Origin of the sequence: Mucilaginibacter auburnensis, from assembly GCF_002797815.1 — a bacterium.
Lineage (GTDB): Bacteria > Bacteroidota > Bacteroidia > Sphingobacteriales > Sphingobacteriaceae > Mucilaginibacter > Mucilaginibacter auburnensis.
Window position 1 is genome coordinate 284,333 of record NZ_PGFJ01000002.1, and the last position, 20,151, is coordinate 304,483.

At 45.6% G+C, this 20,151-nt stretch carries 26 protein-coding genes, 1 tRNA gene and 2 pseudogenes; 14 read left to right on the forward strand and 15 right to left on the reverse strand.

The features are described from left to right. Positions 1–22: 22 nt before the first annotated feature. Positions 23–1,204 (reverse strand): GAF domain-containing sensor histidine kinase, encoded by a 1,182-nt coding sequence (locus CLV57_RS11845; protein ID WP_100341624.1) that lies wholly within the window; start codon positions 1,202–1,204, stop codon positions 23–25. 114 nt (positions 1,205–1,318) lie between these two features. On the opposite strand from CLV57_RS11845, the gene CLV57_RS11850 reads away from it, so the two are divergent. The 5 genes from CLV57_RS11850 (at position 1,319) to CLV57_RS18620 (ending at position 3,873) form a co-directional block, all read left to right on the forward strand. Continuing rightward, positions 1,319–1,900, forward strand: coding sequence for a Crp/Fnr family transcriptional regulator (locus CLV57_RS11850; RefSeq protein ID WP_100341625.1), 582 nt, complete (start codon positions 1,319–1,321; stop codon positions 1,898–1,900). A gap of 108 nt (positions 1,901–2,008) precedes the next feature. Then, entirely contained in the window at positions 2,009–2,866 is an 858-nt protein-coding gene (locus CLV57_RS11855; protein WP_100341626.1) for an SDR family oxidoreductase, read from the forward strand. Positions 2,867–2,878: 12 nt separating this feature from the next. Further along, positions 2,879–3,283, forward strand: coding sequence for a nuclear transport factor 2 family protein (locus CLV57_RS11860; protein ID WP_100341627.1), 405 nt, complete (start codon positions 2,879–2,881; stop codon positions 3,281–3,283). A 111-nt stretch (positions 3,284–3,394) separates the two neighbouring features. After that, positions 3,395–3,571 (forward strand): hypothetical protein, encoded by a 177-nt coding sequence (locus CLV57_RS18615; protein WP_245857014.1) that lies wholly within the window; start codon positions 3,395–3,397, stop codon positions 3,569–3,571. A gap of 95 nt (positions 3,572–3,666) precedes the next feature. Further along, the gene (locus CLV57_RS18620; protein ID WP_245857017.1) at positions 3,667–3,873 is read left to right on the forward strand and encodes a helix-turn-helix transcriptional regulator; all 207 of its coding nucleotides are present in this window, start codon (positions 3,667–3,669) and stop codon (positions 3,871–3,873) included. Here the strand turns inward: CLV57_RS18620 and CLV57_RS11870 are convergent, their stop codons facing one another. The 5 genes and pseudogenes from CLV57_RS11870 to CLV57_RS11885 all read right to left on the reverse strand — a co-directional run. After that, positions 3,874–4,686 (reverse strand): helix-turn-helix transcriptional regulator, encoded by an 813-nt coding sequence (locus CLV57_RS11870; protein ID WP_100341628.1) that lies wholly within the window; start codon positions 4,684–4,686, stop codon positions 3,874–3,876. Next, positions 4,686–5,648 (reverse strand): aldo/keto reductase, encoded by a 963-nt coding sequence (locus CLV57_RS11875; protein ID WP_100341629.1) that lies wholly within the window; start codon positions 5,646–5,648, stop codon positions 4,686–4,688. The genes CLV57_RS11870 and CLV57_RS11875 overlap by 1 nt, the downstream gene beginning before the upstream one ends. A 139-nt stretch (positions 5,649–5,787) precedes the next feature. Further along, entirely contained in the window at positions 5,788–5,940 is a 153-nt protein-coding gene (locus CLV57_RS18625; protein ID WP_245857020.1) for a hypothetical protein, read from the reverse strand. Between the two features lie 244 nt (positions 5,941–6,184). After that, a complete protein-coding gene (locus CLV57_RS18630; protein WP_245857023.1) occupies positions 6,185–6,340 on the reverse strand; it encodes a hypothetical protein in 156 nt (51 codons plus the stop codon). Further along, positions 6,337–6,756, reverse strand: a pseudogene (locus tag CLV57_RS11885) (SOS response-associated peptidase family protein); the annotation flags it as partial. The pseudogene CLV57_RS11885 and the gene CLV57_RS18630, both read right to left, overlap by 4 nt. A 123-nt stretch (positions 6,757–6,879) precedes the next feature. Between CLV57_RS11885 and CLV57_RS11890 the strand changes: the two are divergent. Genes CLV57_RS11890 through CLV57_RS11900 form a run of 3 tightly spaced genes read left to right on the forward strand, consistent with a single transcriptional unit; the run spans position 6,880 to position 9,414 of the window. Beyond that, entirely contained in the window at positions 6,880–7,221 is a 342-nt protein-coding gene (locus CLV57_RS11890) for a hypothetical protein (RefSeq protein WP_100341631.1), read from the forward strand. Beyond that, positions 7,218–7,436 (forward strand): hypothetical protein, encoded by a 219-nt coding sequence (locus tag CLV57_RS11895; RefSeq protein WP_100341632.1) that lies wholly within the window; start codon positions 7,218–7,220, stop codon positions 7,434–7,436. The genes CLV57_RS11890 and CLV57_RS11895 overlap by 4 nt, the downstream gene beginning before the upstream one ends. A 1-nt stretch (position 7,437) precedes the next feature. Further along, the gene (locus CLV57_RS11900; RefSeq protein WP_100341633.1) at positions 7,438–9,414 is read left to right on the forward strand and encodes an HRDC domain-containing protein; all 1,977 of its coding nucleotides are present in this window, start codon (positions 7,438–7,440) and stop codon (positions 9,412–9,414) included. 4 nt (positions 9,415–9,418) lie between these two features. On the opposite strand, the gene CLV57_RS11905 is transcribed toward CLV57_RS11900, so the two are convergent. Further along, a complete protein-coding gene (locus CLV57_RS11905) occupies positions 9,419–9,790 on the reverse strand; it encodes a winged helix-turn-helix transcriptional regulator (RefSeq protein ID WP_100341634.1) in 372 nt (123 codons plus the stop codon). A gap of 101 nt (positions 9,791–9,891) precedes the next feature. Here CLV57_RS11905 and CLV57_RS11910 point away from each other — a divergent pair, with 101 nt between their 5' ends. Beyond that, the gene (locus CLV57_RS11910; protein WP_100341635.1) at positions 9,892–10,632 is read left to right on the forward strand and encodes an SDR family NAD(P)-dependent oxidoreductase; all 741 of its coding nucleotides are present in this window, start codon (positions 9,892–9,894) and stop codon (positions 10,630–10,632) included. A 15-nt stretch (positions 10,633–10,647) separates the two neighbouring features. Here CLV57_RS11910 and CLV57_RS11915 read toward each other — a convergent pair. The 8 genes and pseudogenes from CLV57_RS11915 to CLV57_RS11945 all read right to left on the reverse strand — a co-directional run. Then, positions 10,648–11,708: pseudogene (locus CLV57_RS11915) on the reverse strand (ORF6N domain-containing protein); the annotation flags it as partial. Beyond that, on the reverse strand, positions 11,704–11,832 hold the full coding sequence (locus CLV57_RS18705; RefSeq protein WP_262497429.1) for a hypothetical protein: 129 nt from the start codon (positions 11,830–11,832) through the stop codon (positions 11,704–11,706). The pseudogene CLV57_RS11915 and the gene CLV57_RS18705, both read right to left, overlap by 5 nt. Positions 11,833–11,990: 158 nt before the next feature. Further along, on the reverse strand, positions 11,991–12,251 hold the full coding sequence (locus CLV57_RS11920; protein WP_100341636.1) for a helix-turn-helix domain-containing protein: 261 nt from the start codon (positions 12,249–12,251) through the stop codon (positions 11,991–11,993). Positions 12,252–12,335: 84 nt separating this feature from the next. After that, positions 12,336–12,695: a tyrosine-type recombinase/integrase gene (locus tag CLV57_RS11925; RefSeq protein ID WP_100341637.1), complete on the reverse strand. Its 360-nt coding sequence runs from the start codon at positions 12,693–12,695 to the stop codon at positions 12,336–12,338. Further along, entirely contained in the window at positions 12,683–13,381 is a 699-nt protein-coding gene (locus tag CLV57_RS11930; protein WP_157799148.1) for a site-specific integrase, read from the reverse strand. Before CLV57_RS11930 ends, CLV57_RS11925 begins: the two co-directional genes overlap by 13 nt. A gap of 42 nt (positions 13,382–13,423) precedes the next feature. Then, a complete protein-coding gene (locus CLV57_RS11935) occupies positions 13,424–13,651 on the reverse strand; it encodes an Arm DNA-binding domain-containing protein (RefSeq protein WP_100341639.1) in 228 nt (75 codons plus the stop codon). Positions 13,652–13,903: 252 nt separating this feature from the next. Further along, positions 13,904–13,990: transfer RNA gene (locus CLV57_RS11940), tRNA-Ser, on the reverse strand. A 135-nt stretch (positions 13,991–14,125) separates the two neighbouring features. Next, the gene (locus tag CLV57_RS11945; protein WP_100341640.1) at positions 14,126–16,192 is read right to left on the reverse strand and encodes an HD family phosphohydrolase; all 2,067 of its coding nucleotides are present in this window, start codon (positions 16,190–16,192) and stop codon (positions 14,126–14,128) included. 114 nt (positions 16,193–16,306) lie between these two features. Between CLV57_RS11945 and CLV57_RS11950 the strand changes: the two genes are divergently transcribed. The 5 genes from CLV57_RS11950 (at position 16,307) to CLV57_RS11970 (ending at position 20,148) form a co-directional block, all read left to right on the forward strand. Beyond that, positions 16,307–17,164, forward strand: coding sequence for an SPFH domain-containing protein (locus CLV57_RS11950; RefSeq protein WP_100341641.1), 858 nt, complete (start codon positions 16,307–16,309; stop codon positions 17,162–17,164). A 1-nt stretch (position 17,165) separates the two neighbouring features. Beyond that, positions 17,166–17,705: a hypothetical protein gene (locus CLV57_RS11955; RefSeq protein ID WP_100341642.1), complete on the forward strand. Its 540-nt coding sequence runs from the start codon at positions 17,166–17,168 to the stop codon at positions 17,703–17,705. Between the two features lie 2 nt (positions 17,706–17,707). After that, on the forward strand, positions 17,708–17,887 hold the full coding sequence (locus tag CLV57_RS11960) for an Arc family DNA binding domain-containing protein (RefSeq protein WP_100342818.1): 180 nt from the start codon (positions 17,708–17,710) through the stop codon (positions 17,885–17,887). Between the two features lie 226 nt (positions 17,888–18,113). Next, positions 18,114–19,067: a glycosyltransferase family 2 protein gene (locus tag CLV57_RS11965; RefSeq protein ID WP_100341643.1), complete on the forward strand. Its 954-nt coding sequence runs from the start codon at positions 18,114–18,116 to the stop codon at positions 19,065–19,067. A gap of 100 nt (positions 19,068–19,167) precedes the next feature. Further along, positions 19,168–20,148, forward strand: a complete 981-nt coding sequence (locus CLV57_RS11970) for a glycosyltransferase (protein WP_100341644.1) — start codon at positions 19,168–19,170, stop codon at positions 20,146–20,148. The last annotated feature ends 3 nt before the right edge of the window (positions 20,149–20,151 follow it).

The window sequence follows — 20,151 nt, forward strand, 5'->3', positions numbered from 1 at the left end:
TTATTTAATAATGTTTCAGTTTTTATAGCGGCAAGGTGAACCAAAACGTCGCGCCCTTGCCGGGTTCACTCTCGACGCCGATCTCCCCGCCATGCGCCTTGACGATCTCCGCGCAGATATACAAGCCAAGCCCCAGCCCGGTTTGGCTGTGGCTGCTTTCCGGGCGGAAGAATTTGCGAAAGATGTGGGATAACAGTTCCGTCGGGATACCCGGCCCCTCGTCCGCCACGCTCACTTTGACAAATGCCGGCAGCTTTTCAATGCGCAGCGTGATCGTCGGGGTACCCGGTGAATATTTCATCGCATTTTCCACCAGATTGGTCAAAACCTGTTCGATCTTCTCTTCGTCACCGGTCAGCTCCAAATTGGTTTCCCCTTCTACGACTAATTTATGCTTACCTGCTGACTCCGCAAATCCGCAACAGTTCTGCACCAGGCGGTTCAGATCGAACAGCCCTTTTCGAAGCGTGAACTTTCGTTCCGACAGACGGCTGGCATCAAAGAGGTCGTTGACCAAATGAGCCAGTTTCTGGGTACTGCGATAGGCCTGGGCGGTCATGCGTCCGCTGCTATCCGTTTTGCCGGCCTTTTGCTGTTTTTCAAGGATGTCAACCGCCGTCTTGAGCGCCGTTAAAGGTGTGCGCATTTCGTGACTGGCAATGGGAATGAATTCGTCTTTTTGCTGCAGCAATTGCAAATTATGGTAACGCAGTTCGGTCTGCTCCATGACCAGCTGCGCCATTTTCTGCAGGACCTGTTGTTCCTTTTCACTCAGCGTCCGGGGTTGCGTATCAATCAGGCAAAGGGTTCCAATGACATAACCGTCAGGTGTGATGACCGGCGCGCCGGCATAAAAACGGATAAAGAGTTCACCGGTCACAAAGGGGTGCCGGGCAAACAGCGGGTGCTGATGGGTATCTTCAACGATCAGCAGCTTCTCTTCCAGTATGGACAAAGCGCAAAAACCGAGTCCGCGGCTCACTTCGGTAATGTCGCCGATGCCAATACCCGCTTTGACAAACTCCTTATCGGCGCTCAGAAACGAAATATGGCTGATCGGACAGGAAAACAATTCGCAGGCCAGGTCACAAATACTGTCGAAAGCCCGTTCCCGGTGGGAATTCAGTATCCGGTAATGTTGCAGGGCGGCTACGCGCTCGGCATCATTAGGCGGGATCAGGTTTATGCCGTAGACGTTTTCCATAGTTTACGCTAAAGGTAGTAAATTTAACTAAAAGAATAACGACCCATTCCTGCTTACCTTAACCGGTATAAAGTTTTGGCCTTATAAATCATCCGGTTTGTCTATCTTGGCGGCATGTACGAGACCTTCCAGCGCTACATTAAAAGCAGGGCGACACTTACCGGTGCCGAAATGGAACAGGTGCGTTCCGTCGCGGTGATCAAAAAACTCCGTAAACGGCAGTACCTGCTGCAGGAAGGCGATGTCTGGAAATACCACGCTTTCGTGACCTCTGGTTGTCTGCGTACTTACTCCATCGATGAAAAAGGAAATGAACACATCATCGGCTTCAGTATCGAGAACTGGTGGAGCGGTGACCGGGAAAGTCTGCTATCGGGCGAACCCAGCCGTTTTAATATCGATGCCATCGAGGATAGTGAACTGGTACTATTCACCAATAGCAACTTCGAAGTGCTTTGCCGGACCATTCCTGCTTTTAAACAGATGATCGAGGATATTTTGAACAAAAGCTTCGTCAGCCAGCAAAGCCGTATTAATGCCTCACTAAGCCAGACCGCTGAAGAAAAACACCTCCGCTTCGTTAAAAAATACCCCGACTTCGCCCTTCTTATTCCCCAAAACATGATCGCTTCCTATTTGGGCATGACCCCGGAGACCCTCAGCCGTATCCGTACCCAGACCGCCCGTAAATCCTGATTGATCTATATCAATTGCTTTCTTATTTTATATCAATGTGCAGGTTGCGCCTTTGCCGAAACTTTGTATTGTTCAAACAACAATAACAATACATTAAAATAAGAAACCATGTCAAAAACAATTTTTATCACCGGCACCAGCACCGGTTTCGGCAAACTAAACGCCATCACTTTAGCTAAGGCTGGCCACTCGGTCATTGCGGGGATGCGCAATACAACTACTAAAAATGCCGCCGTTGCGCAGGAACTGGAAGCCATACCTAACATCGAAGTCGCGGAGATCGATATCACCAGCGATGATTCTGTTAACAAAGCTATTCAGCAAGTATTGCACAAGTACGGCAAGATCGACGTGCTGGTGAACAATGCCGCAGTTAGCGGATTCGGTTTGATGGAAGGCTATTCGCTCAACCAGATCCGAAATATGTTCGAGGTGAATGTATATGGCGTTTTGCGTACGTATATGGCCGTTCTACCGGCTATGCGTAAAGAAAAGAACGGCCTCATCATCAATATCACATCGGGCGCCAGCGGCCATACCCTGCCATTTATGATTCCTTACTTTGCCTCCAAATTCGTAGTGGAAAGCATCACCGAAGGCGCGCAGGGCGAACTGATGGACTTCGGCATTGAAAACGTCAGCATCCAGCCCGGCGTTTACCCGACCGAAATGAATAACGGGTCGAAAGCCGGCGTCCATGCCGACAAACCGGAGATCGTTGCCGAATATGGAAATGCCGCCACTGAACGGTTTAATGCCCTGGGAGCCGCATTGTTCGGTAAAATGGAACAATTCCAAATGGACCCGCAAACCATCGCCGATGGCATCCTGGAACTGGTGAATATGCCCAAAGGCACCCGCCCTTTACGCATGCCGCTCGATGCCATTGCCCTGGGCACTGACAAAGAATTCATTGATGCCCGCGCCGCTATCAAAGAAAAATGGCTGGCCGCTTACACCGCTTAATTATCCATAACCATGAAAACAGCAAAAGAATTATTACTGGCTTACCTTGAAAATATCGGTAATCCTGATTTCCAGATCGAACTGTTCGCTGACGATGCGGTATTTGAATTACCCTACCTGGCCAGCATTGGGCTGCCCGCCCGCTGGGAAGGCCGTGAAGTATTGTACCAATTTTTAAGTAATCTGCCTAAGACCTTTCCGGGCTTTCAGTTCAGGAACATCCGGATCCATATCGACACCCCGGAACAAGCATTTGGCGAATACGAAGCTACTGCGAAGATCGCCGCCAACGGTAAGGATTACGCCCAGCATTACATGGGCCGGGTCGTTGCTGAAAACGGCAGGATCAAACTGATCCGTGAAGCGCTGAATATGGTGCCCGTATTGCGCGATATTAAGGGAATTCCCATCAATTGATAGCAAAACCCCGGTCGCTCAGCCCGGGGTTTTGGTTTTAATGCCAAGGGCTTCCATTTCTTTTCTTATGAATTGCATGAGGCCCTTCACTTATCAGAAAGCGAGGAAGCCGTGATCGAAGGGATCTTTAATAGTATTGAGCGGGAATACCAAAGCGCGATCGATGGTTTCAGCCGCGACGTTATGATTACGCAGATCGAATTGTTGCTGCGGTACGGTAGTCGTTTCTATGCCCGGCAGTTTACGACGCGTAAGGTCGCCAATGATGAATTACTGATCCGTATGTAGCACCTGCTGGATACTTACTTTGATCAACCCAAGGCTTGCCCTCGGTGCAGGCTATCGCCGCTGAATTAAATTTATAGGCAGACTACCTGAGCGATATGCTGCGCAGCCTGACGGGCCAAACGGCCCAGCGACATATTCAGGCACGGCTCATTGAAAAAGCAAAAGAGCTGTTGAGCATGACCACCCTGCAGGTGAGCGAGGTTGCTTACCATCTGGGCTTCGAGCACCCGCAATCGTTCAATAAGCTCTTCAAAAATAAAACAAAATTATCGCCGCTGGCGTTTCGCGCAAGCTTTAACTGATCAGGTCGTAATGGCGGTCGGTGTGTGACCAAATTGCAGCCGGTATGAACGCGAAAAATGCGAGAGGCTTTCAAAACCAAGGTCAAGGTAAATGTCCGTCGGTCTCTTACGCTGCTGTTCGATGAGGTGACGGGCCTCGCCGAGGCGTTTTTCCTGCAGCCAGCGGCGCGGTGGCTGGCCGAATAGCTTGTGGAAGTCGCGTTTGAAGGCGGCCAGGCTGCGGCCGGTAAGCTGGGCAAAGCGTTCGACGGGGATGTTGTAATGGTAGTTTTGCACCATAAAATGTTCAAGGTCGATCTTGTGGGGATGCGAGAAATCGAACAGTAAATTTTTTAAACCAGGCTGGATATGCAGTAAGAGTTTGACCGCTTCCTTTACTTTAAGGATACCCATTTCTTCACTGAGCGGCTCGGCACTCGTACGCGCGTAAGGCATGATGGATTGGAAGAAGCCCTGCAAATAGGCATTGGGGGGAAGTTGTATATTGAGCGGCCCCTGGTATTTTTGTTCCGACAGGAGACGTTCTTCCAGCGCGATCCTGCGCAGCAGCTCTTCCTGTAAGGAAATGACGATGCTTTCGTAAGGCTGGATGTCCAGGGGCGTCTTGGTCAGGGTACCTAACTGGTTCTTACTGATCAGCAGGACGTCACCGGCACCGGTAACCAGGCTTTGACCGGAGGTCTCCAGGCCTAAACGGCCGGAGACCATGAGCACCAAAGCATGGTTGGCCCAAAAGCAGACCTTGTCCTTTCGCTGCGAAGACAGGTAGGAATAAAAGATCACGCCGGGTAATATTTCTGCTGGATTGGTCATTAACGCTGCAAATAGGTGCTGCCTAAGATAGCGCCCGGTGCAAATGTAGTATTTAACAAGTTCATTTCAGCCGCGCTCAGTTCCAATTCCATAGCGGCGATGTTTTCCGGCAGGCGCGCGCGGCGGCTCATACTCACCAGCGGCATAATGTGTTTATCCTGGGTATTCACCCAGGCAATGGCCACCTGTGTCGGCGTTACCTGCTTATCGGCAGCAATCTGTTTCAATACTTCCACCTTTTCCAGGTTTTTGATCAGGTTATCGCCCTGGAAGCGGGAGAAGTGCGCGTGGTAGCTACCGGCGGGCAAGGGGGCTTTCATGTCGCCGGTCAATAACCCTTCAGCGGTATTGGCAAAAGCGATCACTCCGATTCCCAGCTCTTTGGCAGCCGGTAAAAGGTCAGCTTCAATTTGTCGGTCTGCCAGGGAATAACCGATCTCTAATGCAGATACCCGGTGAACTGCGTGTGCTTGTCGTAATTGGTCTGCGGTAATTTCCGAGACGCCCAGGTAACGTACTTTGCCTTCTTTGATGAGATCTGCCACTGTGCCGATAATGTCTTCTAACGCTACGCTGCCATCCATACGACAGGGTTGGTACAAGTCGATATAATCGGTGCCCAAACGGGTCAGCGAATAATTGATAAAGTTCTTAATAGCAAGCGGCCGCAGATCAAGACCCAGCCATTCGCCGTTGTGGAAGATCGCGCCGAACTTGACGCTGATAAAAGCATCCTCCCTTCTGCCTTTAACCGCTTTGCCAACCAGCAGTTCATTATGTCCGGCACCGTAAAAGTCGCCGGTATTAAAAAAATTGATGCCCTGATCGAGCGCCGCCTGTATGGTAGCGATGCTTTCCTGTTCATCGGGTGTGGGTCCGCCCCATACCGATGACATGCGCATGCAGCCCAAACCCAGTTTGGAGACCTGCGGGCCTTTATGGCCGAGTGTGATGTTTTTCATGACCCAAAGATAGTCGGGTGATCATCCTCCCATTGTTCTCCACGGCTCAAATTAATAGCCTGTACGGCTCATTTGTTGGTTGCTTTAAATAACTAACCTAAAGGTCAGGTTGACCCCTGGCCGCATGGGCTTGGTCGATTTAGCGATCCGGTGCTCCCATTGCTCCTGCAAACCGGACTTCAACAGCAAAAATGAGCCATGCCAGTTTAACCGAGTAATGCTCCTGATGATTGGCTTTATTGCGGATATCAAAACTGCGCACCTGACCGAAGCTTACTGAGGCGATAACCATGCGCTTGCCGAGAATGCTTTCGTTATCGCTGTGCCAGGAGACCGAGTCGTTCCATCCCGGTAATAGTTCAACAACACACTGTTAAACTTAACACCCGCTAATGGTTCCACCTTCGCTTTGATCGCCAATAACGCAGGCGTCCAGGGTGTAGGGTTGGTGATCCGGCCGGGATGGGAATAATCCGTTCCCCGGTCGCCATACCAAGCGGTCAGCCGCGGGGTCAGCACTTCTTTATCATACATTTTTAGTTTGGTCTGCTTCCAGGGTGCAGTTGCGATGAACTTTTGAAGAAATCATTACCCTCCTCCGGGCTGAATAAACCCGTGAAATATTCCAGAAAATCAGTAGGCAAACCCCTGCTTTGTCCCGCCTCACCAAACAACGCCAATTGCTCCGTCATCCTGTTTTATGCACCGTTATTTTCAGTTTTTCAGCCGGACAGGGATTACCGCGCAGGTACTCCACCCTTTCCGGCCCGTTCAAATGCGCGTTGATCCAATGCTTGATGTGTTCACGTTCCAAAATGGCAGGCATCCGGTCATGGATCTCCGCAGCAGCCCTATTGGGTGGTACCGTGATCATCACGAAAGTTGGTAATAAAATATTGGTTTTAATATCCAGCCAATGCTCCCAAAGCCCCGCGATGTAAAACGGCTTCCCGTCGGTCCGCTCCACTTTATAAGTGATGTTCTGAATCTTGTACTCAAAATAAGCCTGTATCCGGATGACGCAATGTTTACGTCCTACCCTTTCGCGCCACAAAGGCACCGTGAACAAAGACTCGATCCGCGCATGCTTGTTCTTGCTGTGTATCCGCTCATCATCGGCCGTCTCTTTTTTGCCGGTGTTTTTTCAATCGCAACATGCCACAAAATTAGTTGGTTTAATTTGCATTTGCTAATATTTTTAGCATAAATTTGTAAACATAACAAGAATGACATGAGATATCAGGTATTGACAGCAGGCAAAAGAACGGAGATCACCGATCTGGAAAACAAGGTCCGGATAGCGGTTTTCGAACAAGATAAAAAGGTTTCTGCCTCCCGAACGACCTATTGCCTAGCGACGCAATATCAGGTAAAAGGAGGCTTCGTGCCGCAAAGGATATTTGTCTTTCAGACAGTGGCGGTGATCGAATTGGCACTGGTCAAACAGGCCATGGATTTCTTCTTTACCACGCTGCTGGATACCGAGCTTTATGTCAAGGAAGTGCCGCGGGATTTCGCTTTCTTTCCACAGGAACCCGCGAAATTATTCGGAAATCCTATTTTAGCGGCATGAACGAGCCTTTTGTTTTACAGGTGAATGAACATGCTTTTAAAGCCCGTTTTGAGCGTTGGGGTTATACGCATCGTTTTATGGTGCTGATCGGTGAGGAAACGTTTACGTTCGAACCGGATGAAGAAGGGAGTTACAGGGCGCTGGGAAATGTTTCATCCGGGAATGTGCCGTTATTACAAACAGTTGCTGAGAAACTGGCTGAACTGAGCAAGTAAGATGAATGAGCCAAACCCGGCCATGCAATTGGCCACCGATTACCTGGAAAGTACCAATACCTTAGTGTTTCTGACCGGTAAAGCCGGAACGGGTAAAACTACCTTTTTACAAAACCTGCGGCAGACATCAAACAAGAAGCTGGCCGTGGTTGCTCCGACAGGTGTTGCGGCGATTAACGCCGGAGGGATGACGATCCACTCACTTTTCCAGCTGCCTTTCGGATTGATTATTCCCGGCAGCATCGCACAACCCGAGCTGACATATAGTGATGAAAAAAAAGCGCTTCTTAGCAGCCTGGAACTGTTGATCATTGATGAGATCAGTATGGTCAGGCCGGATGTGCTGGACCAGGTCGATCTGATCCTGCGCAATATCAAGGATAATAGCTTTCCATTTGGCGGTGTGCAGTTACTGCTGATCGGCGACCTTTCGCAGTTAAGCCCGATCATTCGCGATGAGGAATGGATGGTATTGAGCCGCTATTATGCTACACCTTATTTTTTCAGCAGCCTGGTTTTGCAAAAGGCGGCCTATGTACGAATCGAGCTGGATAAAGTTTACCGCCAAAAGGAACAGGCTTTTGTAGATATTTTGAACGAGGTGAGAAACCAGACCATTAGCGAACATAGCCTTGCATTGTTAAATGAACACTACGTACCGGGATTTAAGCCTTCGGCGGATGATCCTTATATTACGCTAACTACGCATAATACGATCACGCAGCAGATCAATACCGAATTTATAACGGCTTTGGCTGGTGAATCAGTGGAATATAAAGCGACCATTAAAGGAGATTTCCCAAAGGATGCCTACCCTACTGATGAATCATTATTATTGAAGATCGGCGCGCAGGTGATGTTCGTCAAGAATGACAGCTCTGCTGAAAAGCGATATTATAACGGTAAGATGGGGACGGTAACAGGAGTTACAACTGATGCCGTAACCGTAAGAAGCGGCAGCCAGGAGATCGAGGTGCAGGCATTAGAATGGACAAATGTCAAATACCAAATGGCAGGCGATGAAATGAGCGAAACCAATGCCGGGACCTTTGCCCAAATCCCGCTTAAACTGGCCTGGTCGATTACCATTCATAAAAGCCAGGGGCTAACTTTTGATAAAGCCATCATTGATGTGAGCGAAGCATTTACCCATGGTCAGGCCTATGTGGCACTGAGCCGTTGCCGGAGCCTTGCAGGTATTATATTGCGCAATCCCATTGCTGCAGAGAATATCATCGGAGATCCGGCGGTCGCCCGCTTTAATGAACATGCTAGACTGCTTCAGCCTGATCGCGAACAACTCTTGAATGATCAGGAAAACTACCGTCGGTTCTTATTGAGCGACCTCTTCAATTTCAATGGACTGGCAAAAAGGGCTGAAAAATTTAGCTACATGGTACCTGATCTGCAGCCAACAATAATCGATATCGCTAAGCGCTCAGCTGGTCAATTGGCGGGTTATGACAACGTAAGAATTCAAAAAGCTGCGGCCTATTTTCACAGCAAACTGACCGCGATGACAGAGCAACTGCACCAGCAACTCCCGGATTTCATCGCCCAATCTAAAGATAACGCCGCAAAGGCCGATGAACTTATAAACTGGCTGCTCGGACGTTTACCGCTGCTGGAATATTTCGCCAATGCAGAATTCACCACGGAGGCTTACCTGAAACTACAAAACCAGAAAAGCGAGAAGAGCGATTACCTACGCGCTTTAACGGCGCCGGTAAATGAAGTACTTTACCAACAGATACTGGATTGGCGGGCGGTAACTGCCGCGCAGGAGAAGATCATGCCGAATATGCTGCTGTCAGAAAAGACTGCCGCAACTATCGCTGAAAAATTACCGGCGACGATCAAGGCCTTGAGCGCAATCAAAGGTGTCGGGCCTCAGAAAGCCAGTCAATACGGTTCGGACTTGATTGGACTTATACGGACTTTCCAGGGCCTGGATGGCGACCAGAGCAGTTTGTTCTGATGGCTTAGATTTCTACCATTTGCTTTTCTGTTGTCTCCCTGTACAAATTTCCCCAATCCGACATCGCAATTAACATCGGTTGCATGGTCAGGCCTAAATCGGTCAGTTTATACTCCACCCGCGGCGGCACTTCCGGGTAAACCATTCTTTTGATGATCCCGTCGTTTTCCAGTTCGCGTAACTGCGCCACCAGCATGCGTTCTGAAATCCCCTCGATAGACTTCTTTAACTCACCGTAACGCATGGTGCCGTAACGCAACCTGCACAAAATGGCAGGTTTCCATCTGCCACCTAAAACACGCAAAGCGTTGGCCATGCCACAACTGTCTGTGATCAGTTTTTCATTCAAAGCATTGGTAGAGGTTGGTTTTCGCATTACTTACGTTTTTGTTAGTACCTAACAATTGATGAATTACTTACAAAAGTAGCGTATAGGAATTAGATTTGCTGCGTCATTTAAAAGAATAACATACAATCATGAAAAAATTAGCAAATAAAGTGGCCTTGGTTACCGGTGGTAGCCGGGGAATCGGCGCCGCGATCGTCCGCAAATTAGCGGCAGATGGCGCAAGCGTTGCGTTCACTTATACCCGTTCCGCTGAGAAAGCGGAAGCCCTCGCTGCGGAAATTCAAGCTGCCGGCGGCAAGGCATTAGCGTTACAGGCCGACAGCGCCCAGGCAAAAGCGGTCATTGACGCCGTCAACACCGCCGTTGCTTCATTTGACGGACTGGATATCCTGGTGAACAATGCCGGGATCTATGTGGGCAAGGATTTCGCGGAACATACCATCGAAGACTATGATGAGATCATGGCCGTCAATGTTAAAGCGGTCTATGTTGCAGCGTTGGAAGCGGTTAAGCATCTGAAATCAGGTGGTCGTATCATTACGATCGGCAGCAACATGGGTGATAATGCCATCGGCCCACAAACCACATTGTACACCATGAGTAAATCTGCCTTGCATGGCCTTACCCGGGGCCTGGCCAGAGATCTCGGCCCAAAAGGCATCAACGTTACTTTGGTACAACCCGGTCCTATCGACACCGACATGAACCCCGCTAACACGGAATTTGCTGATTTTCTGCGCAGCAAAACAGCTTTGGGAAGGTATGGTACTGGCGAAGATATTGCCGGACTCGTTTCATTTCTGGCAAGTGAAGAAAGTAAATATATTACCGGTTCATGGGTTACCATTGACGGTGGTTTTAACGCCTAAAATTGAACAGGCCCGTTACTCAGCGGGCCTGTTCCTCTCTGCTATCAATCCGGCAATATCCGCTTTGATGTGGTGATAGTTTTGGCTGATTTCTTGTAAACTGCTCTTTCGGATTTCAGGTATCGCCTCGTAAGCTGCTTCTTCCCGGCTAATGGCTGCATGGTCATTCTGTATCTGGCAGTGAAAAGTTTTCAGGTCGATCTTGTTGGTCGGATCATCATCGACCATACCGACAAATTCACCGGAGGACAAACTTGCAATTTTTGAAGCGGGAATGGCATAGTCCAGTTGTGTAGAACGGCTGACCGAGGTATCATTGCTATTGATGGACACGCTCTCTTTTGCTGGTTGATCTTGCCAAAGCGTTCCGACAATTGCTTGGCGGTATCGCCGGTCACCTGACCGTAAATGATATTACCGACGATGTTCATGATGACCTCTGCCTGCTCTCGTCCATAGTCTTTTTTTAATTGAGAGTAGTCTTGCACCGCTAACGTGACCGCCACTTTATTGGAGCGTGCCGTCGCAATCAGGTTGTCAATCCCATTGAAATAAATGGTTGGGAACTCGTCAAAGATCAGGCTGCATTTCTGCTGTTGTTTACGATTCACCAACTTATTGATGCGATTGACATACAGCGATAATACGGCGCCATAAACCTGTGACTTCTGCGTGTTGTTGGCCAGGCAAACGACTTTGGGTGCTTTCGGATTATTGATATCCAGCGAAAAATCATTGCCGCTTAGCACATAATAAAGCTGGGGAGATGAAAGCCGGGCCAGACTGATCTTGGCACTGGCGATCTGCCCTTCCAACTGTTCATAGGCTTCATTCTTCCAGGCGGAAGGTATCACATTTTGTGATACCATGGCACCGGCCTCCTGCACCATCAATTGAAACATAAAGTGTTCGGGAAATCGCTCTGTATTACGTTTGACCTGCTGGCGCAGGCGGATGGGAATCGTGCCGTACATTTCGGCGAGGTCTTTATCGAGCATGACTTTGATGCCGCGAATGAGATAGATTTTCTCGGCGATCTGTTGATCGTTAGTTGTAGTAAGATTTTCCATATTAAGTTAAATAGATGAGGCTGCCCTGATAATAATTATAAGACGGGATGTAGTAGATCACGCCCATCGCGATCAGGTCTTTGATACACTTGTGATAAGTAGCGATGGAATGAATATGCGCCAGTGTCATCAGCTCTTTGCGAAAAACAGGGAAGGTTTCACAGAATTGATGTTGCTTCCAGCTCCAGAATAAGACAAGAAAAAGGCTGATGTGACTCGGCAAAACATCGTTGTTTTTTTGGCGGCCCTGATCATAAAGCGCGCCAAGGCGTTTAATTGTTTCATAAGCTATTGGTTACCGGCCAGCATTTTGTTGATGTCTTCCTGGTTATAATACATGATGCCGCCGACGCGGGTGAATTTGATGATGCCATTAATGCGCAGGCTGGTCAGGGTATTGGGTGAGATGTTGAGCAGTTTGCGGACCTGCGCGCTCCTCAGCCATTTAAGCGGTTGCCCGCGCCCTTGCCCTAATATGCCTTTGATCCTTTCGACCAGCCTGTTTTCAAATTCGGCAAGGTCTTCTTTGGTGATGATTTCTGCTGCCATAGTGTTGATACTTTTAATGTAAACCCTGCCTAACTTTTAGGCGGGGTTCAAAACTGCACATATTGGCGCAGCGGAAATCAACCCTTATGAGCAACTTGGGTGTTTTTTTAAGCGATTTTGCGTGGATTCAAATCCAACAGGCCCGGTGTCTTCGCTCAGAATTGGAGAATTTGCGAAGAAATCGCTGTCCTGTAATTTCCTGTTTAGTTCGGCCATGTCTTCATTGACTTTGATAGCGAGTACTTTGGCGTAATGTTGAGTTTGCCGCAGGCTTTTGTGACCCATCATTTTGCTGATGGTTTCCATGGGGACGTTGTTAGCCAGGGTGATAGTTGTGACGAAAGTATTCCGGACAATCTTGGAACTGAGTTCGATCTCAATATCGCAGCGCTCTGCGATTTCTTTTAGGTAACTGTTATACTTCTGATTGCTTAAACCGGCAATAGCATATCAGTGATGATACAATGCTCGTCGTAAGCGTACTTTTGCAGGATGCCTTTGGCAATAGGCAGTAACGGGATAACGGCCGCTGTTGCGGTTTTTTGCCGGTTCTTATTGATACGCAATTCACCATTCGCCGCTATGCTGACCTCGGAACGTTTAAGCTGTTTCATGTCTATAAAGGACAGACCGGTGAAGCAAGAGAAAATGAATAAATCCCTTACCCGGCTGAGGCGGGAAGTCCTGAGTTCCTTATTGACAATCCGCTGCACTTCCTCCTTGGTAAGATAAATGGTGTTTACTTCATCACGGTTCATGTCGAACTTGGCGAAGGGGTCGCCCAGCAGCCAGCCATTATCCACGCAATCCAGCACGATCTTTTTCATGTTGGCGATATTCTTTAAGGCGGAGTTGCGGTTAAGCTTTTTCACCATCCTTAACCAGTGATAGAATTTCTTGATAAACTCCAGGTCCAAGGACAGGATGTTGATGTCATCAACTTTGTATTCAGCTTTTAGGAAATTGGCAACATGTTTATAAGCCGTTTCAAAATTCGTATGTGTGCCTTTGGCTACTCCGTTGCCGACCATTCCTTCAAGTTGCTGGTTGTGCGTTTTGAAAAGTGTTAAGAGCATCCACTGGCGCTGGTCTTCGCCGGATATGATGTTTTTGATCGCCTGAGCGGTCACGACTTTGCCACGGTCGATGAGATGGGTACGGGCATCATACGCCTAATTTTGCAGGAGATCAAGACAGGCGTTGAGTTTTTTAACTTCTTCTTTGTTACCAATGGCACGATTGGCCTTAGAACTCCACTTCTCAGGTTCACAAAAACGTTTGGTGGACATTTCTTTTTGAACGCCGTCAACGGTAATTCGCAGGTAGATTAATACAGGTCCTTCTGTGTAATCTTTCGGTTTTTTCAGGTAAAACAGTAAACCTAATGTTTTTTCAAGCATGATCACTCACGATTTTAGATGAATAAATATCGAAATGAGTGCCTCAAAAGTCAAGATGTTCATTTAGTGAAAACATTGTCATTCAGTGCTTTACGACACTTCCAGTGAGTAAATTTTCGCATTGTCATTTTACTCACTGAATAACTCACTAAAGTTATGCGTTTTGCCGTTTTTTTTGGTTTCGCGTTAAAACAAAAAAACCTGTAAATCAACGATTTACAGGTTTTTGCGTAGTTTTGAGCTGCTAATTTGCGGTGAGGGAGGGATTCGAACCCTCGGTACAGTTTCCCGTACGTCAGTTTAGCAAACTGATCCTTTCGGCCTCTCAGGCACCTCACCATCTTTTAATAAACACCCTTTTTTCAGGGAATGCAAATATAGTAATTAGCTTAAGCAGGCAAAAAAAAATTTAAGGTAATAATTTATCATGCTGTTTTATAGGGGAATAAATTATTTTTTTGATATAAAATATCGCTAATAATCAATCCTAACGTGATAAATACTCATCAACATGCGCTTAAAAATAGTCTTGATCGTCTCCAGGTCTTTCAGCGTGATATCACTATCGTTAAGCTGATTTTGGTCTAACTTGTACTTTACTATGCGGTCAACTAAATTGCCTATCGAGACCTCATCCGGTTGTTTCAAAGCACGAGACGCAGCTTCTATTGAATCAGCGAGCATTAAAACACCTGTCTCTTTGGAGAACGGAATAGGTCCAGGATATCTGAATGTATTCTCATCAACTATTTTCTCGGGGAAGTTTTTTAAAAAAGATTGGTAAAAATAATCAACACGTGTATTGCCATGATGCGTCCGTATAAAATCAATTACAATGTTTGGAATATTGGCTTTATGGGCCATTTCAATGCCCCTGCTAACGTGCCTGATGATAACCTGTGCACTTTCCTCATAAGTAAGCTTATCGTGCGGATTAAACATTGACGTTTGATTCTCTATAAAGAAAAGCGGATTATCCATTTTGCCAATATCATGGTATAAAGCTCCTGCCCTAACCAACAGGGCATTACCACCAATAGCGTAAATGGCATTCTCAGCAAGATTAGCTACCTGAAGCGAATGCTGAAACGTTCCGGGTGCTGTAGAGGCCATTTTGCGCAGTAGCGGAGCGTTGGTATTGGTTAGTTCAATTAATGTAATATCTGTAGTGATGGAGAATATTTTTTCAAACAGATAAATAAGCGGGTAAGCGAGTAATGTTAATAACACACTTACTACAAACGGCACAAATCCAACCCAGTCCAGATCAACCAATGTTCCTTCTTTAATTAGCGATATACCTAAAAACGCCATGAAGTAGGATATGATGATGATAAGCGCCGAAGTAAGAAACTGATCGCGGCGAGCCAGATACTTGATACTATAAATTGACACCATGCCTGCGGTAATTTCAAAATAGGCGAACTCAAAGCTGTTGGGCACAAAAAAACCTGCTATTAATACCACCAGCATATGTATGTTCAGCGCTAAACGGGTATCAAATAAAATGCGGATAATAATAGGCACTATACAATAAGGTATATAATACAGGTTAGGCAACTGAAACCTGATAGCCATTGACAGGGTAAACAGCATTACCGTTATAACCAGTAGTATCAGCCCAACCAGGCGGTTGTCATCATAAATATCTCTTCTGAATAAATAAAGAAACACCATGAGCAATACAACGGCAATGCCAACCAATACAAATTGCCCGGTCAGCACCAGTTTAGGGTCGCCTTTAATGCGGGCGTTATCCTCAAAAGCTTTTTTATATGATTGCAGCTTTTGATAAATATCATCATTAACCACCGAGCCCTTTGTTACTATTACCTCCCCTTTCTGCACCATTCCATTACTAATAGACAGGTCAGACATTGCATCATTCTCAAGCTTAGAAGTAAGTTTGTGATTGTATGAAATGTTATTTTGTATCCTTATTTGCAGCAGATCTAACAAAAAGGCCTTATCCAGATCAGGTTGTGCGCTTAAAGTTGCATCGCAATATTGCAAAGCCTTTTCGCGTGTAAATAAATCGGAAGTGTTTCTTTCCGTACCAATGTTTTTATCCAGAACAGTAATCGTATATCCCTGCTCATTTTGCATGTATTTTGGATTTAAATTCAAAATACCCCTGTTATAAACGCTATTTAACAGTGCTACTCCTGTGGTTATATATTTTTTCTTTTTGTTATCCGGGATATTTGCACCGCGCCATTTAATTTCAAGATCGGCTTTAAAACCTGCTATTTGCTGAGCAGCCAAACCGCTATTTAATTGATATACAGGCGTGATGTTGGCAAGCGCTATTTTTTTATCTCTTTCAATCTCTTCTGAAGTTTTGAGTATAGCAAAATTGTAAGGTGAAACCAGGTCTTTTTGATTCCAGATACGCCCTTTTTCAATTTCGTAGCTAAATTTTACCTGTTTGGGCAAGGTAAAAACTATAACCACTGTACTTGCCACAACCATCAAATACTTAAGGTGTCGGGCGTACTTACGCAATGCGGCCTTCTGTCGCGAAGTGGAGAATTTAGCCATTTATCTATCTAAACACACAAAAGTAACTAATTTTTAAAACATGAGCATTTTTTCTTGATTTTGTCATATCTATTATGATATCTTTGTGATATCATTTTAAAATCAAAAAGAATCATGAATACCGAAAAAACACTAAACCCTCCATCCGGCTATTTAACCCTTGTAGTATTTTTACTCCTGCTTGGCGCAACCGGTTTTTGCATAGTTAACCAAAGCTTTACCGGAGCTATTATAATTGGCTTAATTGATTTTATACTGGTACTGCCGGGCCTTGTTATTGTTAACCCTAATGAATCAAAGGTTTTAATATTGTTTGGCAAATATGTTGGCACCGTAAAGCAAGATGGCTTTTTTTGGGTAAACCCGCTCACTATAAAAAGAAAAGTATCTTTAAAGGCTTTCAACCTTAACGGACAACAATTAAAGGTAAACGACGGCGTAGGCAACCCGATAGAAATTGCTGCCGTGATAGTTTGGCGTATAAAAGATACGGCTAAGGCTATGTTTGCCGTTGAAAACTATTTACAATACGTTAATATACAAAGCGAGGCGGCCGTTCGTCATCTTGCTAATTCTTTTCCTTATGATAACATTGAGGATGAGCAAGCCCGCATTACCTTAAGCAACGGTGCCGATGAGGTAAGTAAATTATTGGAGAAAGAGCTGAATGAGCGCCTTGAACCTGCCGGGATAGAAGTCTTAGAAGCACGCATTTCGCACCTCGCCTATTCGCCCGAAATTGCCCACACCATGCTGCAGCGCCAGCAAGCGTCAGCTATCATTTCTGCTCGTCGTTTAATTGTTGAAGGAGCCGTTGGTATGGTTGATATGGCCTTACAAAAGCTGTCGGAAAAAAACATAGTAGAGTTAGATGAAGAACGTAAAGCAGCGATGGTGAGCAACCTGTTAGTTGTGCTTTGCGGAGACAAAGCTGTAAACCCTGTTGTTAATACCGGTACCTTGTATCACTAAGATGGAACAATACAGAAAAATTCAGGATCTGCGCACACCCTCCTTATATATTAAAAGAAGCGGTTTTTGGTGCCCTGACCATATACTAACTGATGGCCAATTTGAGTTTGGTAAACTGATAAGGCCAAAAATGTTTAATTGTGACCGCCTGATTGAAACAGCGGATGGCACCTTCAAACTGCATAAAAAAAGCTTTTGGAGCAAAGAGATTGAAATTTATAAAAATGAGGAAAAAATTGGCTCGTTAACCCGTAACACCTGGGATAATAAGCAAACGCTGCAATTGCATACGGGCTTTACTGCCACATTTACACGCACCCCGGGGTCGGGTATATTTAGTCGGAAAGTAAGCTGGCTCAATAGCGAATTGGGAGAATTTATAACGCTGCAAAGTTGCTTTGGTTTTAGAAAACCCTTTACTGTTGAAATTGTGAATACGCAGTTAAATAAGGCACAGGTACCAATTGTTTTAATGGCCATTATTGGCGTAAATATTTTATTACTGCGCCAGCAATGGGCAGCTGCCGCAGCATCAGTATAACTATGGCCGAAAAAAAAGCATTTGTATTACGCGTCAATCCTGATATGCTCAAGGAGATAGAAGCCTGGGCAGAAACAGAGTTCAGGAGCACCAACGGGCAAATAGAGTTCCTGTTGCAGCAGGCTTTGAACGCGCGTAAAAAAGGAAGCAAAAAAAACAAAGACGCAAACAACAACCAATAATGCATTTGTATTTAAAACGTTTTTAATGCAAACCGACTTTTAAAATCAACACTGACAATCACCTATTTGCTATAGTTGATTGTCAGTATTCTTTGCGATAACTGTTTGAGATGGGTTGCGGATCAATACAAATTTTAACAATATTTAACAGGGCATTAGCTAACATTAGCTTAACCATTGCCCTATTTTTATATTTTTGCATAGGTTTTGCAAAACCTGCCATTAAATGGATATATCAGTAGTAGTACCTTTATATAACGAAGTTGAGTCATTGCCTGAGCTTACCTCATGGATAAGCCGTGTGATGGACGATAACAAATTCACTTACGAGATAGTGTTGGTGGATGATGGCAGTAACGACGGCTCATGGGATATGATCAACAAACTGCGTGTTAACAACCCGTTTATAAACGGCGTTAAATTCAGACGCAACTATGGTAAATCGGCTGCATTGAACACGGGCTTTGAAAAAGCACAAGGCGATGTGATCATCACCATGGATGCCGACCTGCAAGATAGTCCGGATGAAATACCTGAGCTATACCGCCGCATCACCGAAGAAAAATATGATCTGATCTCGGGATGGAAAGCCAAACGTTATGACCCGCTGAGCAAAACCATTCCAACAAAGTTGTTCAATGCTGCCACCCGTAAAATGTCGGGTATCAACAACCTGCATGATTTTAATTGCGGATTAAAAGCTTACCGTAAGGCCGTGGTAAAAAACATTGAGATTTACGGTGAGATGCATCGCTATATACCTGTGCTGGCTAAATGGGCGGGGTTTACCAAAATTGGCGAACAAGTGGTTGAGCACCGTGCACGTAAGTATGGCACCACCAAATTTGGTATGAGCAGGTTTGTTAACGGCTTTTTAGACTTACTGTCTATATTTTTTGTAGGCAAGTTTGGCAAACGCCCAATGCACTTTTTTGGGTTAATGGGAACTTTAAGTTTCTTGGCAGGGATGGTGATAGCCATTTGGCTCATCTGCGAAAAGCTATATGATATTGCGCACCACATTAAAATAAACCGCGATGTTACAGATCAGCCGCTGTTCTATATTGCTTTGGTAGCTATTATAATTGGCTCACAACTATTCCTTACCGGGTTTGTTGCAGAATTGGTAGCGCGCAGCGCTCCCGAGCGAAATAAGTACCAGATAGAAGACGTTATTTAATTTCAGATTTTCAGAAGCAAGAAACAGGAAGTAAGATTGGTAAGGATAGTTTGGCAATAGTCTTAATTCTTTAATCTTAACTCCTGCATCTATAACAAACATGTTTTTTTCCGTAATCATTCCCCTATATAACCGCCCGCAGGAGATAAAAGAACTGCTGGAAACCCTAACCCTGCAAACCTATAAGCAGTTTGAGGTTCTGGTTATTGAAGACGGCTCAAAACTTGACGCAAGCGATATAGTTAATAGCTTTAAAGACCAACTTGATCTGCACTATTATGTAAAAGAAAATGCCGGACAAGGCTTTGCCCGCAACTTTGCGTTTGAGCGTGCCAAAGGAGATTACTTCGTAATATTCGATTCGGATTGTTTGATACCTGCCAATTACTTTGAAATTGTAAATAACTCGCTTACAATTAACTGGCTGGATGCTTACGGCGGTCCGGATGCAGCGCATGAAAGCTTTACCCCTACGCAAAAAGCTATCAGCTATGCCATGACCTCACCATTCACTACAGGTGGCATACGTGGCAATAAAAAGGCTATTGGCGGGCAGTTCCATCCACGTAGTTTTAACATGGGTATATCCAGGGCGGCCTGGCAAAAAGCAGGTGGTTTTAAAATAACCCGCCTGGGTGAAGATATTGAGTACAGCATTCGTATACACTCATTGGGTTTTAAAATAGGTTTAATACCAGAAGCTAAGGTTTACCATAAACGCCGCACTAATCTGTTACAGTTTTACAAGCAAATTCATTTTTTTGGAAGGGCTCGTGTTAACATATCCCTTTTCTTTCCTGAAACACTAAAAGCCGTTCATTTTTTCCCTGCCGCCTTTACCGTCAGCATTCTTTTTTTAATAGTTTTTAATATCTTCCATTTGCAAATAGCATTTATTGGGAATATAATAGCACTGTTCATCGTTTTGTTAATATTTTTTCACGCTTGGTGGAAAAACAAATCACTAAAAATTGCACTTTTGAGTGTGATAGCCGCCTTTATCCAACTAACCGCATATGGCTTAGGTTTTATGCAGGATTTTTGGAAACGTATAGTGCTAAAAAAACAAATATCTGCTTAATAT